Origin of the sequence: Nocardia sp. NPDC004151 (genome assembly GCF_042874235.1) — a bacterium.
GTDB lineage: Bacteria > Actinomycetota > Actinomycetes > Mycobacteriales > Mycobacteriaceae > Nocardia.
Genome location: NZ_JBIAMR010000008.1, coordinates 214963 through 229305, shown reverse-complemented (window position 1 = coordinate 229305; position 14343 = coordinate 214963). Strand labels below are relative to the sequence as shown.

The following is a 14343-nucleotide window of genomic DNA, read 5'->3' as shown; positions in this document are numbered from 1 at the left end:
GGCGTCGGTCGAAAGTGCCCCCCATCGTCGACCATGACCGTCCGGTTCGCGGGCGGGCTCGCCGGAGCCGTGCGAGAATCTGGGCTGCTGTTCGCCCAGCTCACCCGCGACCGCACAAGGAGTCCCCGTGCGCATGAAGTATCTGGTCGGCCTGCCGGCGGCCGTCCTCTCGCTGACCCCGGTCGTCGTCGCCGTCGACGCCGCGACCGCTCAGGCCGCCGCGCCGACCTGGACCTGCAACGCCCAGACCTGGGACGGCCAGACCCTGCCCACCCTCACCGTCGACGCCAAGCGCGGCAAGCATCAGGCCGCGGGCGTCGCGCAGACCAAGTGGGGCGGCATCGCCAAGTACGCGACCATCGACTGCAAGCCCAACAACTGAGCCCGGACCCGTCGCGTCAGATGGCGCGACGGTGGTTCAGATAGGCGAAGGAGGCTAGGCCCAGCGGGATCTGGCACCAGAAGGTGAGGAGCCGGAACCCCAGGGCCGCGCCCACCGCCACCCCGGCGGTCAGGCCCGCGACCGCGGTGAGGCCCGCCGCGATGGTGATCTTCTTGGTGGCCACGCCGTTCGGGGACGGTAGCAGCGGAGCCAGCGCCACGGTCACCAGTTCGACCACGAAGGTGTCCGGCAGGCTGAGATCCGCCCCGACCGCGTGCAACACCGCCCACAACGCCACCACCATGAGCAGTGGCTGCAACAACGCACAGATCCAGAGCGCCGCCGCCCGCCGCGGCCGGAAAGCGGTGGTGGCCACCGACTTCCACGCGAACTCGGCATCGGAGCGGGCATGCCGCAGCCGTTGCGGCAGTCTTCGCCAACCGCCCTGCGCGGCCACCCGCCGATGCAGGACCAGGCCCGCCACGGTCGCCGCCATACCGGCCGCGATCAGCACCGCGACCATGATCAGCGCTGTGCGCCAAGGATTCTCGCCCGCGAAGTGATGCCACGTACCCGATGTTCGCGCACCGAGGTCGTGCCACGGGGGCTGTGCGCCATTGCGACTCATCAAACTCGGCGCGGCCAGCACCGCGACCACCACCAGCGGCACCCGGACCATGAGCGCGGCGAACCCCATCAATCCCATGGACGCCATCGCCCCGGCATGGCTGAGCCCGGCCCGGCGCAGGAATCGCAGGCGCAGCAGCAGTGAGGCCGCGGGCACCAGCCCGATCGCCGGCACCGCGAGCTGCAGGGCGAACAACTGCCCGGTGGTCGGCCGCGCAGGGATGGAGCCGCGCAACATGAAAACCGAGGTGGGCCACAGGGCGAGGGTGGCCAGCGCGGCGACCAGCAGCCAGCGTGGGTCCGCTCCGGCGAGGGCGTGCACCCCGGTCAGGACCGCGTCCCGCTGCCAGACGGCCGCGGCCGCCACCAGCAGGGTGCACACGACAGTGGGCAGGGCCTTCCTCGCCGTCGCGGGAACGGCCGCCATCCGCCCCTCCTCAGGTATCGCAGACGAAATTTCCCTGGTGAATCGCATACGCGGGGAACATTAACGCGATCGGAGGGCCGTGACCAGGGCTGTCTGAATAGTCCTGTGCGCCATCGGCAACGGAACGGTCGTCTTGTGAACGCGCCCCGGTGATACGCCGTATACCCGAGTAGGCTCACGAACGGATGGGGAGACAAGTCGTAATACAGGGACACGACATGACGAAATCCATGATCACCGAGACCCGCGAGACCGGCTCGATGACTCCGGTGGAGTTGCTGGCGGAACTCGAACCCGTGGCGGAAGCGAATCTGAACCGGCATCTGGGGTTGGCCAAGGAATGGCATCCGCACGATTACGTCCCGTGGGACGAAGGCCGCAATTTCGCCGCCATGGGCGGAATCGATTGGGAACAAGATCAATCTCGACTCAGTCCGGTCGCGCGCGCCGCCATGGTCACCAACCTGCTCACCGAGGACAATCTGCCCTCCTATCATCGGTTGATCTCCCACGCCTTCTCCCGCGACCGCGCGTGGGGCGCCTGGGTCGACCGCTGGACCGCCGAGGAGAATCGCCACGGCATCGTGATTCGCGACTATCTGATCGTGACGCGCGCCGTCGATCCGGTCGCGCTGGAACGCGCGCGAATGATCTGCCTCTCCCAAGGCATCGACGACCCCACCGGCACCGGCGACAACACCATCCTGCACGGCGTCGCGTACGTGACGTTCCAGGAGCTGGCCACCCGCGTCTCGCACCGCAATACCGGCAAGGCCTGCCACGAACCCCGCGCCGACCGCATGCTCACGCGCATCGCGGCCGACGAGAACCTGCACATGGTCTTCTACCGCAATATCTGCGCGGCCGCCCTGGACCTGGTTCCCGACGACGCGCTGGCGGCCGTCGCGGCGGTCGTCCAGAACTTCCGGATGCCCGGCGCCGGCATGCCCGAGTTCCGGCGCAACAGTGTCCTCATCGCCAAGTACGGGATCTACGACCTGCGCCAGCATCTCGACGAGGTGGTCATGCCGGTGCTGCGCCGCTGGAACATCTTCGATCGCACCGACTACTCCGGCCGCGGCGAGCGGATCCGCGACGACCTGGCCGCCTACGTGGAGCGGCTCGGAAACGACGTCCTGCGCTTCGAGGAACAGCGCGACCGCGCCCTGGCGCGCGAAGCCGCCCGCCGCGAGCGGTGAGCTCCCGGCGCCGAAATGTGAACAGCCACCGCGTTGTCCACAGCGCGCCGTTCTCACCGAGCCCACCCGGTCGACCGCCGCTAGGGTGTGGTGCACGACGACAGGGGGAACCATGGCGGACATGCTGCGCGCCGACATCACGGCGCTGCGCATCATGGCGGCGGGTCTCAGGGGTGAGGCCGTCGCCGTCACGGATATCGACCCGGTGGATCTGATCGCGAAAGTCGGGCAGGCCATGCCCAATTCGGCGATCGGCGCGGCCGCGGTCACCGTCGGCGAGCCACTGCTCGCCTCGCTCGGGCACATGGCGGATCGGTTCCGATCCTTCGCTGCCGCGGCCGATCACGGAGCCACCACCTACGAGGCCACGCAGCTCGCGCTATCCGCCGAGCTGGACGGGTACCTGCACGCCACCTCCTGACCGGCGGCGTCCAGCCTCGACCGGCACTCATTACCAGGAAGCAGGTTCGGTAGGCGATCCGGTCACGGACGGGAGGGGCGGTGGCGCGAGCGAGCCTGTCCCAGGTGTGCGGGTGGGATCCCACTGCCGCCGACCGCGCGAGTATCGCTGTGGTGGAAGCCGATTCGGCGTTCTCCGCGGCGCGGACACGGGTGGCGCGAGCGGTCGACACCGCCGTTGCCGGGTGGCGGGGAGCGGCGGCGACCGCGGCGGCTGTGCGGGCCGTGGAATCCCAGCTGGCGGCGAACCATATCGGCGCGGCGCTCATCGAGGTCGCGGACGCGCTCGCCGAGGCGGGCGCACTCGATCGGGTGTGCTCGCTGGTCGGCCACATCCGCGACGAGGCGCACGACAATGGATGCCGGATCGCCGAGAACGGCACGGTCACCGGCCCGCGCTCCCAGATCGGGGACCTGGCGCTGGACTGCATCTTCCAGGCCGGGTTCGACGCGAAGGCGCTGGCCCTGCAGGCGCGGCTGGTGTCGCTGCTCGACACCGCCGGAGAGATCGACGAGCGGGTCGGCGCCCGGCTCGCCGCGGCCGCGATGACGCTGACGGAATTGCAGGCGGATCCGCGCGGCGGTGGGCCGAGTACCCGGATCAGCGGGTCCCTCGAGGGAACCGCGCTGCTGCCGGAGGACCCGAAAGCGCTGGGTGCGCTGTGGAAGGCGCTCGGCCCGGCCGATCGCGACGAGCTGTTCGCGGCCGATCCGCTGATCGGGAACCGGGACGGACTGCCCGCGCTCGCCCGCGACCACTACAACCGGCTGGTCGTGCGGGAGCTGCGCGCGGCGGCGGTGGCGGAGGACCGACGGCTGGTCGACCGGCACCCCGACTGGTATCGGGGTGAGAATCTGCCCACCAGCAGCGGGGATTGGATGCGGCTGCGGGAGTGGGAGGCGGCGCGAGCCGAGACGCTCACCAGGGTCGCGGGATACGAGGCGCTGGAGGAGCAGCTCGGTCCGGCGCCGCGCGGCCGCCTCCTGCTCGCGGTCGACACCGCCGGGCACGGTGCGATCGCGCTGAACAATCCGGACACGGCCGCGAATGTGGCGACCTTCGTGCCGGGCACCGGCTCACCGCTGACCGCGATCGGGGCCGGGGTGCGACGGGTCCGAGCGCTGCTGGCCGCCGCCGAACGATCCGATCCGCCGGCGCGGACATCGGTCATCGCGTGGTACGGCTACGACGCACCACCGGATCTGGCCGGGGCGCTGGGCGATCGGCGAGCCCACGCGGGCGCGCTCGCACTGGATCGGTTCGAATCCGGACTGCGCGCAAGCCATCTGGGCCTCGCGTCCCATCAGACCGTTCTCGGCCACAGCTACGGGAGCACGGTGATCGGGGCGGCCGCCAGTGGAGCGAACACGCTGGCCGCCGATGACGTGGTACTGGTGGGAAGTCCTGGGATAGAAGTTGACAATGTTTCAGAATTGCGTTTGATGGGTATTCCGGCGGGCCACAACAGCGCGCATGTCTATGCCACTGCCGACCCCGCTGACCCGGTTCCCGTGTTCGGTCAATTAGTACACGGTGTTAACCCGGTCGATCGCGAATTCCGCGCAACGGTTTTCACTTCGTCGGGGGCAACTCTCGACCTGCCTGTGTTGCGGGCCTTGCCATTCGATGTGCTGTCGCACGGAAACTACTGGGAGCCGGGCAATCCGGGCCTTCGTGCCCAGGGTGACATCATTGCTGGCCGCTATCGCCAATGAGGCCGAGCGGCCTGTTCGTTGCGCCGAGATAGCCGCAACTGCGGGTAGCGGATTCGTTGCGGACCATGCCGTACCACTACTGTGGGCGGCCGACCAAACTAGTTTGAAACGGTTGGGTTCATGCTAGGGTTTCGTGAAGTTGGAGTGGGAAGTCGGAGACAAATGCGCACTGAGAACATCAATAGGAAGTTCAAACTGCATGACGAGCGCAGGATCGCCGCCCAACTTCCCGAGCAACTTCTTGGTTTGGATGTTGTTGGATTTGGGAAACCGGATGAGTTTCCGGGCGAGTTGCTGAACTACTTCGGCGAATTCGCGAACGGCTCGATCCCGCCGCGCTCGCGCATCTACCGCAATGCGCAGCCCAATCTCATCGACGCCTGGCTGCTGGAGCTGTTGCGCGGCGCCCGCATCGGTGACCGCTTCTACCTCCGCACCGGACTCGAGTACTTCCCGTGGGCCGACTGCCGCGTGCTCGACCACCGCTGGCTCGAATCCCTGCGCCGGGTCCTGGGTGCCAATCAGGGCTACATCGCGCACGACAAGAGCTCGGCCGTCATGACCCTCGGCACGCAGTACGAGGTGCTCGGCTTCGCGGCGGGCGCGGGCCTGCCCGGCGCCGTCGACGCCGGCCCGGCCGAGGAAGTGCCGACCCGTCGGATCGTCCATGCTCCCGCGGTGATGGCCGTCCACGACCTGACCCCCGCCGCCGCTCTCGCGGGCACGCCCGACGTGGCCGCCGCCGCGGTGCCGGATCTATCGATCCCGCAGGTCACCGAGGTGATCCCGGCTCCCGAGCCGGCCGTCGCGCCCACCCCGGAGCCCGAAGCCGCCGCACCGCGAGCCGCCGAACCGGTCGCCGCGGAGCCGGCGGCCCCGGCCGACGAAGCGCCCACCCAGCTGCTGACTCGCATCGTGGAGCCGGCCGAAACCGACTGAGCGCCCGGCTCGCGATCGAACCGGTCGGGCCCGTCGTACGTTGTACCGTTTACGCCGGGCATTCACCGAGTTCGAAAGAGTCGATATGTCGACAATCAATGGGCTGCCCGCCCATGTTCTGCTGGTGCACGCGGTGGTGATACTGGTCCCGCTGACGGCGGGCCTGCTGATCCTGTGCGCTGTATGGCCCGCGGCCCGCGCCCGGCTGATCTGGCTCGTGGTCGTGCTGGCCGTGGTGGTGACCGTGCTGACCCCGATCACCGTCGACGCGGGGGAGTGGTTCCAGCGTCAGCTGGGAATGCCGCCGCTGCTCGACGAGCACGCGCGGCTCGGGCGGCAGATGCCGTACTTCGTTGCGCCGCTGCTGGTTCCGGCCGCGCTGCTCGCCTTCGTGCAGCTGCGGTCCCGGCGGGAACGGCCGCTGGGCCGGGCGCTGGTGGCGATGATCGCGGTGCTCGCGCTGGCCGCCGGCGGGGCCGCCACCTGGCAGACCTTCCGGGCCGGGGATTCGGGCGCGCACGCGGTGTGGAACGGCGTGGTGAATCACTGAGAAGGCGACTGTCGTGACCCGGCGGCCGGTCTGCGGGGCGGCCACCGAGTCACGACAGTGCGGCACGGTCAGATCTTGCGGATGACCGTGACGACCTTGCCGAGAACCTGGGCGTCATTGCCCGGAATCGGCTCGAACAGGGGGTTGTGCGGCATCAGCCACACCTGGGAACCGGTGCGCTTGAAGGTCTTCACGGTGGCCTCGCCGTCGATCATGGCCGCCACGATGTCACCGTTGTCGGCGACGTTCTGCTGGCGCACGACCACCCAGTCGCCGTCGCAGATGGCCGCGTCGATCATGGACTGACCGACGACCTTCAGCAGGAACAGCGAACCCTCGCCGACCAGTTCGCGCGGCAGCGGGAAGACATCCTCCACCGCCTGCTCGGCCAGGATCGGGCCACCGGCGGCGATCCGGCCCAGCACCGGGACGTAGGTCGGGATCGGGTGGTCGTCCGAGGGCTCCGCCTCGGCATTGACCGCGCGGAGCTGCGATACCCCGGCGGTGGCGCGCACCACCGTCTCGTCCAGGCCCCGGACGTCCACGGCGCGTGGCCGATTCGGGTCGCGGCGCAGGTAGCCCTTGCGCTCGAGCGCCCGGAGCTGGTGCGCCACCGAGGAGGTGGAGGTGAGGCCGACGGCGTCGCCGATCTCGCGGATGCTGGGCGGGTAGCCGCGGTCGTGCACCGAGGTGCGGATGACCTCCAGGACCCGGCGCTGACGCACGGTCAGATCGGCGCCGGCGCCGGACGATTCGGACAGGGGGCCGTTACCTTCGGGACCAAGGGGTCCGTTCTCACCGTCCACGCCGCCGTGTTCGCTCACCGCCGCCGTCCTCCGTTCACTGCTGTCGCTCACCGGAATTCGTTCCCGCACGCGCCGTGTCGTACGTCCGGGCAACTCGTGACTCGACTGTAGACCGTGTGACGCGTGTGATCAAACATCTGTTCGACGCATGTCGCGGAAATCAGTGACATTGGCGGTCCGCCGTGATAGAAATTCGAACATCAGTTCATCGAACACATGATCGAGTCAGTTGTCCAGCACTCTGCGGCCCGCCCTACCTTGGAGGTTACTTCGATGCGCGCCATGGTCAGCGAGATCGACACTCTGGAAAGCGATTTGGGATTCGACAGCCTCCCCTGGGAGCTGCGTTCCGATCAGTCCCCGGCCACCCCGTCCGGGGCCTCGGCACACCCCGTCCGGAACCGCCGGCCCTGCCGCGCGCGCATGCGGCCGATGCCTCGCCCGAGTGTTCGAACCGATCATGTCGTCGTGCGACACGCCGCGGGACGCGCCCGTGGAACGCATCCGCTGGACCGGGTGCAGCGCGCTCGGACCGGCCTCGCCGCGCTGGCGATCACCGCGCTGCTGAGCGCTCTGGCCGTGGCCGGCCTGATCGGCCTCGCGCAATTACGCTCCGGTGACTTCGATTCGCAGACCACGCCACCCACGGTGCAGATGGTGCCGCCCCCGGTCCGATAGCGGTGGTGATGCTCGGCCGATTGCCCGGTCGTAGCCGGTTTCCGGGATGGGGATCACCGGCCACGACGTGGCCGAAATTGCAGATTGAAAACTGAAACGTGTTGCTACCGTCCCCCTGAATGTGACAGAGGCTACATCCGCGCGACCGCATCGCGGCGCGCGAGCGACAGGGGGCGTAATGCCGAGAGTTCGAGGGTTGGTCCGGGTGGCCGGAGTGCTCACCTGCCTGATGATCGGGTTGGTGACCGCACCGGCGGTGCACGCCGAAGCCGTCTATGCCGAATATCTGGACCTGCCATCGGTGAACGGGGACGGCGCGGCGGGCGGCGGCTTGAATCCCGCCCTGCCCCTGGATCCCGACACCCTGCGCGGCGCGCTCGACGCCGCGCGCGCGGCGGGGGTGCCGCCGCGGCACTACGCCACGCTGCTGCACCAGTACTGGCTGGTGGTCGCCACCCGCAATGCCGAGATCGATCTGGCCGGGTGGGATCCCGGGCGTGGCGTCGCGGCCAACACCGCCACCTTCACCCAGGTGTACGTGAACTACCTGCGGCTGAACAACTCTCACCCGGAATACTGGTGGACCGGCCTGGCCGGATTGGCCGGCGGCTCCTTCGCCTCGGGCTTCTTCGACATGGGCGACGCGTCCGCGATCGTCAGCGTGCCGGGCATCCATCAGCTCGGCGACGCGGTCGCCGACCTGTTGCGCGGCACGCCCGGGCCGCTGCTCGACATCCTGCCCTCCGACATCCGCGCGCTGGGGACCGAGGGAGAGCGGCTCACCGCCGACGATCTGGCCTGGTACCAGACCCGGCTGATGATCATGCAGAAGCACATCTTCATCGACCAGGTGCCCATGCACGAGGCGTACGCCGCCGCGGGCGCGGCCGGGGTCGAGGAGATGTACCAGGCCGGGGTGCTCGACGAGAACGCCATCACGGCCTGGCGGGAACTGGCCGAGGGCGCCCCGGCAGGGCTCGCCGACGCCGCGCTGCGCATGACCGACCGGGAACAGAACCAGATCATCGCCGACCAGTGGGATGTCACCTCGCACGGTCGCGGGGCCATGGGGCGAGTGCTGACCTACGTCAGCACCATCGCCGGGAAGGCCGCCGTCCCCGGCGTGCGGGCGCCCGGCGTGTTCGCGCCCACCACCCTGACGTCGGGAAACATGTCGCTACGGGCCCCGCTGCCCGACTTCAACTGGGCCGACCGCGACACGCGGTGGAACTACATCACCAACGACCTGCTGCCCCGCTACCTGGAACTGTGCGCGAACCCGGCCATCGCGAGACCGGTTCTGGCCGAACCGTTCTCCGTCAAACTGGTCCAGGGGCGGCTCGTCCAGCGGCTGCCGGACCTGCTGGCCGACATGACCTCGCAATGGCGGTTGACGGCCTGATTCGGCGACGCCGACCCGGGCGGACGCCGCAGACCGCGTCCGCCACGGTATCCTCGAGATTGCTCGAGGTTGCTGTGGAACCCAGGCATCGACGAAGGATCCCGGATGCATTGCCCGTACTGCCGCCATCCCGATTCGAGGGTGGTCGACTCGCGTGAGGCCGAGGAAGGCACCGCCATCAGGAGGCGACGTGCCTGTCCGGAATGTGGGCGCAGGTTCACCACCGTCGAAACCGCCATCCTGTCGGTGGTCAAGCGCAGCGGTGTCACCGAGCCGTTCAGCCGCGAGAAAGTGATCCGCGGCGTCAGCCGCGCCTGCCAGGGTCGCGAGGTCGACTCCGACGCCCTGAACCTGCTCGCCCAGCAGGTGGAGGATGCCGTGCGGGCCAAGGGTTCCCCCGAGGTGCCCAGCCACGAGGTCGGCCTGGCCATCCTCGGACCGCTGCGCGATCTGGACGAGGTCGCCTATCTGCGCTTCGCGTCGGTGTACCGATCCTTCAGCTCCGCCGAGGATTTCGAGCGCGAGATCGCCGATCTCCGCAAACACCGCGACGAGCACGCGGTCGGTGCGACCGCGGAGTAACAGCGTCCCCACAGGGCGCTGCGCCCCGCGTCCCACTGATTCACGGTCCGGCCCCGAGCAATTCGGAGCCGGACCGATCCGTATCCGACGGCGCTGCCGATCGGGATTCGTCAGCGCTTCTGCGGTGGGCGGCGCGCGGCGTCGATCGCCTTCTCGATCCGCTTCGCCGAGACCGGGTACGGGGTGCCCAGCTGCTGGGCGAACAGGCTGACCCGGAGTTCCTCGATCATCCACCAGATCTCGACGATGTCGCGTCCGCCACGACGGCCCTCCGGGAGGTTGGCGACCAGCCGGTCGTAGGCCGCGTGCACGCGATCGAGTTCGGTCATGCCCGCACGGTCCCGATTGGCGGCCGCGGGCAGCGCCTCCAGCCGCAGCCGGGCGGCCTCCAGATACCGTGGCAGTTCCCGCAATCGGGCGCTGCCCCACTCGGAGATGAAGCCGGGGAAGATCAGATCGTCGAGCTGATGGGTGACGTCGTCGGTGGCGTCGCGGTCACGCGAGTCGGCGAGGGCGGCGCGCACCCGATGCGCCTCGGCCAGTACCGGAACCACCGAGCGGACGATATTCGCCACCGCGGTGGTGAACCGCGGGCGGACCTTCTCCACCAGGGCCTGGAACTGCTCGGGGCTGCGCACCGGCCCGCCATTGGCGGCGATCAGTTCATCGGCGGCGCAGGCGCGGCAGTCTTCCACCAGGGCGTCGAGGGTGCCGTACGGATTCTGGCTCAGCGCAAGCCGATCCGTGGGCGGCAGGCCGGCGGTGACGGCGCGGGTACTGGTGGTGATCGCGCCCAGGAGCAGGGCGCGGGTGCCGGTGCGCATGGCGGTGGCCTGCTCGGCGGGGGAGCTGAGCACCCGCACGGCCACGCCCTCGGACTCGGCGACCAGGGCCGGATAGCCGGTGATGGTCTGCCCGCCGACCTGGCGCTTCACCGCGGACGGCAGGGTGCCCAGGGACTCGGAGGTCCACACGGCCGCCGGGGACCGCTCCGCGGCATTGTTGGCGCGCGCCACCGACTTCGAGACCTGTTCGGCGAGACGAGTTTTCAGCTCGGCGAGGCTCTTGCTGCGGGCCACGATCGTGCCCGACGGGTCGATGGCGGCGAAGGTCATGCGCAGATGGTCGGGCAGGCCCGCCGGGTCCAGTGTGGCGGCGGCGATGGTCACCGCGCCGAGCTGGGACAGCTCCCGCGCCAGGCCGGTGCGCAGCGGTTCGGCGCGCGGGGTGAGACGGTCCAGCGCGGCCTTGGCGAAGTCCGGGGCCGGAACCACGGTGCGGCGCAGCTGCTTGGGCAGCGTCTTGATGAACGCCGAGGCCAGCTCCTCGCGCATACCCGGTACCAGCCAGTCGAAGCCGACCGAGCGCACGTGCGCCAGCTGGGCGATCGGAATGTGCACGGTGACACCGTCGTCGGCCTGGCCCGGCTCGAACTGATAGGTGAGCGGGAAGGTCAGCTCGCCCTGACGCCAGCTGTCGGGGTAGGCGGTCGGATCCAGCAGGGCCGCGTCCTCGTTCACCACCGTGGAGGCGGTGAAGTCCAGCAGGTTGGGGTCGGTGCGCTGGGTCTTGCGCCACCAGCTGTCGAAATGCCGTACCGAGACGATGTCCGAGGGGATGCGCTTGTCGTAGAACTCGAACAGCACCTCGTCGTCGACCAGGATGTCGCGACGCCGTGCCCGATGCTCCAGATCGGCGACATCCTCGAGCAATTCGCGATTGCGCGCGAAGAAATCGTGCTTGGTCTGCCACTCGCCCTGCACCAGCGCGTGCCGGATGAACAGTTCCCGCGACAGCTCCGGATCGATGCGGCCGAAATCCACCCGGCGCTGGGTCACCAGCGGAATTCCGTACAGGGTGACCCGTTCGTAGGCGGCCGCCGCACCTCGCTTGGCCGACCAATGCGGTTCTGAGTAGGTGCGTTTCACCAGATCCCCGGCCAGTCGCTCGGCCCACTCCGGTTCGATCCGCGCCGCCGTCCGACCCCACAGCCGTGAGGTCTCCACCAGCTCGGCCGCCATCACCCACCGCGGCGGCTTCTTGGCCAGCGACGACCCGGGGAAGATCATGAACTTGGCATTGCGCGCCCCGAGGAACTCCCGGCTCTCCGCCTCCCGCACCCCGATATGCGACAGCATGCCCGCCAGCAGGGCCTGATGAATCGACGTCACATCCCACGGCAGCGAGTCATCCACCGGCCCGGCCTTGGCCGCCGGCGATTCCGCGAGTCCGCGCCTGCCGGAGCCGGATGCGCCGCTGCCCGAGCCGCGCGCGCCACGAGCCGTGTCGCCGGCGGCAGGCGAATCGCCCGAGGTCTTGTCGCCCGCGCGCCTACCGCGCCCAGCGACGCGCCCGCGCTCGCCATCGGCGCGTTGTGTGCCGCCGGACTGCCGGGAGTCGTTGCCGCGCTTGGCTTCCGGGGTGCGGCCCGGGTTCGCGCCCGACCTCGCATCATCGGCTCCGGCGGACCCGCGGCCGCGGCGACCACGGGTGGCCTCGCCGCCGCCGTCGGATCCGGTTGCGGTGCGGTCGAATTGGGCATCGGTGCCCTCCGTGTTCCAGCCCAGGCTGCGGGTGATGGTGCGGAGCTGGCCGTGCAGGTCCTGCCATTCGCGGATGCGCAGGTAGTGCAGGAACTCGTCGCGGCACATGCGGCGGAACTGGTTGGAGGACAGGGCGTTGCGCTGTTCGCGCAGGTAGTCCCACAGGCGCAGGGAGGACAGGAAGTCCGAGCCCTCGATGGTGAAGCGGGCGTGCTTGGTGTCGGCGGCCTGCTGGTGCTCGACGGGCCGTTCGCGGACGTCCTGAATCGACAGGGCCGCCACGATGATGAGGACCTCGGCCAGGCAGCCGCCGCGGTTGGCCTCCACCAGCATGCGGGCCATGCGCGGATCGACGGGGATCTGCGCCATCTCGCGGCCGATGGGGGTGAGGACGAGTCCGGCGTCCGGGATCTCGCGCCGCGCGGAGGCGTCGGCCTCGGCGCGGGCGAGCGCGCCGAGTTCCTCGAGCAGGGTGATGCCGTCGCGGATGGCGCGGCCGTCCGGCGGCTCGACGAACGGGAAGCCCTCGATGTCACCGAGTCCGAGCGCGGTCATCTGCAGGATGACGGCGGCCAGATTGGTGCGCAGGATCTCCGGTTCGGTGAACTGCGGCCGGGATTCGAAGTCGTCCTCGGAGTACAGGCGGATGGCGATACCGTCGGCGACACGGCCGCAGCGGCCCGACCGCTGCCGCGCCGAGGCCTGCGAGATCGACTCGATCGGCAGCCGCTGCACCTTGGTGCGCATGGAGTAGCGCGAAATACGCGCCGTACCGGGGTCGATCACGTAGCGGATGCCCGGCACCGTCAGCGAGGTCTCGGCCACATTGGTGGCCAGCACGACCCGTCGTCCGGTGTGCGCCTCGAACACTCGGTGCTGCTCGGCCGCCGAGAGCCGCGCGTACAGCGGCAGGATCTCGGTGCGCGGCAGGCGCAGATCACGCAACGAGTCGGCGGTGTCGCGGATCTCGCGTTCGCCGGACAGGAAGACCAGGATGTCGCCGTCGCCCTCGGCCTGCAGTTCCCGCACCGCGTCGCCGATGGCGTCGGTGGGGTCGCGGTCGACGATCGCGGTGTCCTCGTCGTCGGGATCCTCGGAGGTGACCGGAACCTCCAGCGACAGCGGCCGATACCGGACCTCGACCGGATAGGACCGCCCCGAGACCTCGACAATCGGTGCGGGCGTGCCGTTCTCGTCACTGAAGTGCCGCGCGAACAACTCGGGGTCGATGGTCGCCGAGGTGATGACGACCTTCAGATCCGGCCGCTGCGGCAGCAGCTGCTTGAGATATCCGAGCAGGAAGTCGATATTGAGGCTGCGCTCGTGCGCCTCGTCGATGATGATCGTGTCGTAGCGGCGCAGCAGCCGGTCGCGCTGGATCTCGGCGAGCAGGATGCCGTCGGTCATCAGCTTCACCAGCGTGCGATCCGACGCCTGATCGGTGAACCGCACCGTGTAACCGACCACGTCGCCCAGTTCGGTGTTCAGTTCCTCGGCGATGCGCTCGGCCACCGTGCGCGCGGCCAGCCGCCGCGGCTGGGTGTGGCCGATGGTGCCGCGAATTCCGCGCCCGAGCTCGAGACAGATCTTGGGCAGCTGCGTGGTCTTGCCCGAACCCGTCTCACCGGCCACGATCACGACCTGGTGCGCGGCGATGGCCGCGGCGATGTCGTCGCGGCGCGCGGAGACCGGTAGTTGTTCGGGGTAGGCGATGGCCGGGACGGCGGCCCGGCGGGATTCCACCCTGCGCTGGGCGGCGTCGAATTCGGCTTCGAGGGAGGTGAGATCGCCGCCGCGGGCCTTGTCGAGCCGGCGACGCAAGCGATGTTCGTCGCGGATCGAGAGATCGGCCAGGCGGGAACGAAGCTCGCGAGAGGTGGCGGCGGTCCTGGTCATTGCACTGTCAACGATAGCGAAGAGTCGGTCCGTGCCGGTCGCCGCGGTCTCGGACCGCCCGGTCGCACGCTTGCCGGAAGTGTGCCGCATCGGCGTATCGTCCGCATTCGAGCGGATCGTCATGCGACGATCTGGGC

The 14343-nt window shown here is 69.4% G+C and carries 12 protein-coding genes; 9 read left to right on the top strand and 3 right to left on the bottom strand.

Going from position 1 to position 14343, the window contains the following annotated elements; genetic code table 11:
* Positions 1-133 precede the first annotated feature (133 nt).
* Entirely contained in the window at positions 134-382 is a 249-nt protein-coding gene (locus ACFYTS_RS20125) for a hypothetical protein (RefSeq protein ID WP_387306241.1), read from the top strand.
* Positions 383-398: 16 nt separating this feature from the next.
* On the opposite strand, the gene ACFYTS_RS20120 is transcribed toward ACFYTS_RS20125, so the two are convergent.
* On the bottom strand, positions 399-1436 hold the full coding sequence (locus ACFYTS_RS20120; RefSeq protein WP_387306239.1) for a YbhN family protein: 1038 nt from the start codon (positions 1434-1436) through the stop codon (positions 399-401).
* Between the two features lie 218 nt (positions 1437-1654).
* Here ACFYTS_RS20120 and ACFYTS_RS20115 point away from each other — a divergent pair, with 218 nt between their 5' ends.
* The 5 genes from ACFYTS_RS20115 (at position 1655) to ACFYTS_RS20095 (ending at position 6299) form a co-directional block, all read left to right on the top strand.
* Positions 1655-2635 (top strand): acyl-ACP desaturase, encoded by a 981-nt coding sequence (locus tag ACFYTS_RS20115; protein ID WP_357282972.1) that lies wholly within the window; start codon positions 1655-1657, stop codon positions 2633-2635.
* Positions 2636-2747: 112 nt separating this feature from the next.
* Complete coding sequence (locus ACFYTS_RS20110; protein ID WP_387306236.1) at positions 2748-3056, top strand: hypothetical protein; 309 nt, start codon at positions 2748-2750, stop codon at positions 3054-3056.
* Between the two features lie 80 nt (positions 3057-3136).
* A complete protein-coding gene (locus ACFYTS_RS20105) occupies positions 3137-4810 on the top strand; it encodes an alpha/beta hydrolase (protein ID WP_387306234.1) in 1674 nt (557 codons plus the stop codon).
* 291 nt (positions 4811-5101) lie between these two features.
* Positions 5102-5749: a hypothetical protein gene (locus ACFYTS_RS20100; RefSeq protein WP_387306232.1), complete on the top strand. Its 648-nt coding sequence runs from the start codon at positions 5102-5104 to the stop codon at positions 5747-5749.
* Positions 5750-5834: 85 nt separating this feature from the next.
* Positions 5835-6299 carry a DUF2231 domain-containing protein gene (locus tag ACFYTS_RS20095; RefSeq protein ID WP_357282976.1) on the top strand — a complete coding sequence of 155 codons (465 nt, stop codon included), beginning with the start codon at positions 5835-5837 and terminating at the stop codon, positions 6297-6299.
* A gap of 68 nt (positions 6300-6367) precedes the next feature.
* Here ACFYTS_RS20095 and lexA read toward each other — a convergent pair whose 3' ends face one another.
* Positions 6368-7156 (bottom strand): transcriptional repressor LexA, encoded by a 789-nt coding sequence (gene lexA, locus ACFYTS_RS20090; RefSeq protein ID WP_387306230.1) that lies wholly within the window; start codon positions 7154-7156, stop codon positions 6368-6370.
* Between the two features lie 417 nt (positions 7157-7573).
* On the opposite strand from lexA, the gene ACFYTS_RS20085 reads away from it, so the two are divergent.
* The 3 genes from ACFYTS_RS20085 (at position 7574) to nrdR (ending at position 9767) form a co-directional block, all read left to right on the top strand.
* Positions 7574-7783: a hypothetical protein gene (locus tag ACFYTS_RS20085; RefSeq protein WP_387306228.1), complete on the top strand. Its 210-nt coding sequence runs from the start codon at positions 7574-7576 to the stop codon at positions 7781-7783.
* 178 nt (positions 7784-7961) lie between these two features.
* Positions 7962-9185 carry a hypothetical protein gene (locus ACFYTS_RS20080; RefSeq protein WP_387306226.1) on the top strand — a complete coding sequence of 408 codons (1224 nt, stop codon included), beginning with the start codon at positions 7962-7964 and terminating at the stop codon, positions 9183-9185.
* A 105-nt stretch (positions 9186-9290) separates the two neighbouring features.
* Positions 9291-9767 carry a transcriptional regulator NrdR gene (nrdR, locus tag ACFYTS_RS20075; RefSeq protein ID WP_357282979.1) on the top strand — a complete coding sequence of 159 codons (477 nt, stop codon included), beginning with the start codon at positions 9291-9293 and terminating at the stop codon, positions 9765-9767.
* Between the two features lie 110 nt (positions 9768-9877).
* Here nrdR and hrpA read toward each other — a convergent pair whose 3' ends face one another.
* Positions 9878-14206, bottom strand: coding sequence for an ATP-dependent RNA helicase HrpA (gene hrpA / locus ACFYTS_RS20070; RefSeq protein WP_387306224.1), 4329 nt, complete (start codon positions 14204-14206; stop codon positions 9878-9880).
* Between the last annotated feature and the right edge of the window lie 137 nt (positions 14207-14343).

Bases quoted from the DNA above. Each gene is read 5' to 3' on its own strand.
- ACFYTS_RS20125 (WP_387306241.1), top strand. From the start codon at position 134: ATGAAGTATCTGGTCGGCCTGCCGGCGGCCGTCCTCTCGCTGACCCCG.
- ACFYTS_RS20120 (WP_387306239.1), bottom strand. From the start codon at position 1,436: ATGGCGGCCGTTCCCGCGACGGCGAGGAAGGCCCTGCCCACTGTCGTG.
- ACFYTS_RS20115 (WP_357282972.1), top strand. From the start codon at position 1,655: ATGACGAAATCCATGATCACCGAGACCCGCGAGACCGGCTCGATGACT.
- ACFYTS_RS20110 (WP_387306236.1), top strand. From the start codon at position 2,748: ATGGCGGACATGCTGCGCGCCGACATCACGGCGCTGCGCATCATGGCG.
- ACFYTS_RS20095 (WP_357282976.1), top strand. From the start codon at position 5,835: ATGTCGACAATCAATGGGCTGCCCGCCCATGTTCTGCTGGTGCACGCG.
- ACFYTS_RS20080 (WP_387306226.1), top strand. From the start codon at position 7,962: ATGCCGAGAGTTCGAGGGTTGGTCCGGGTGGCCGGAGTGCTCACCTGC.
- nrdR (WP_357282979.1), top strand. From the start codon at position 9,291: ATGCATTGCCCGTACTGCCGCCATCCCGATTCGAGGGTGGTCGACTCG.
- hrpA (WP_387306224.1), bottom strand. From the start codon at position 14,206: ATGACCAGGACCGCCGCCACCTCTCGCGAGCTTCGTTCCCGCCTGGCC.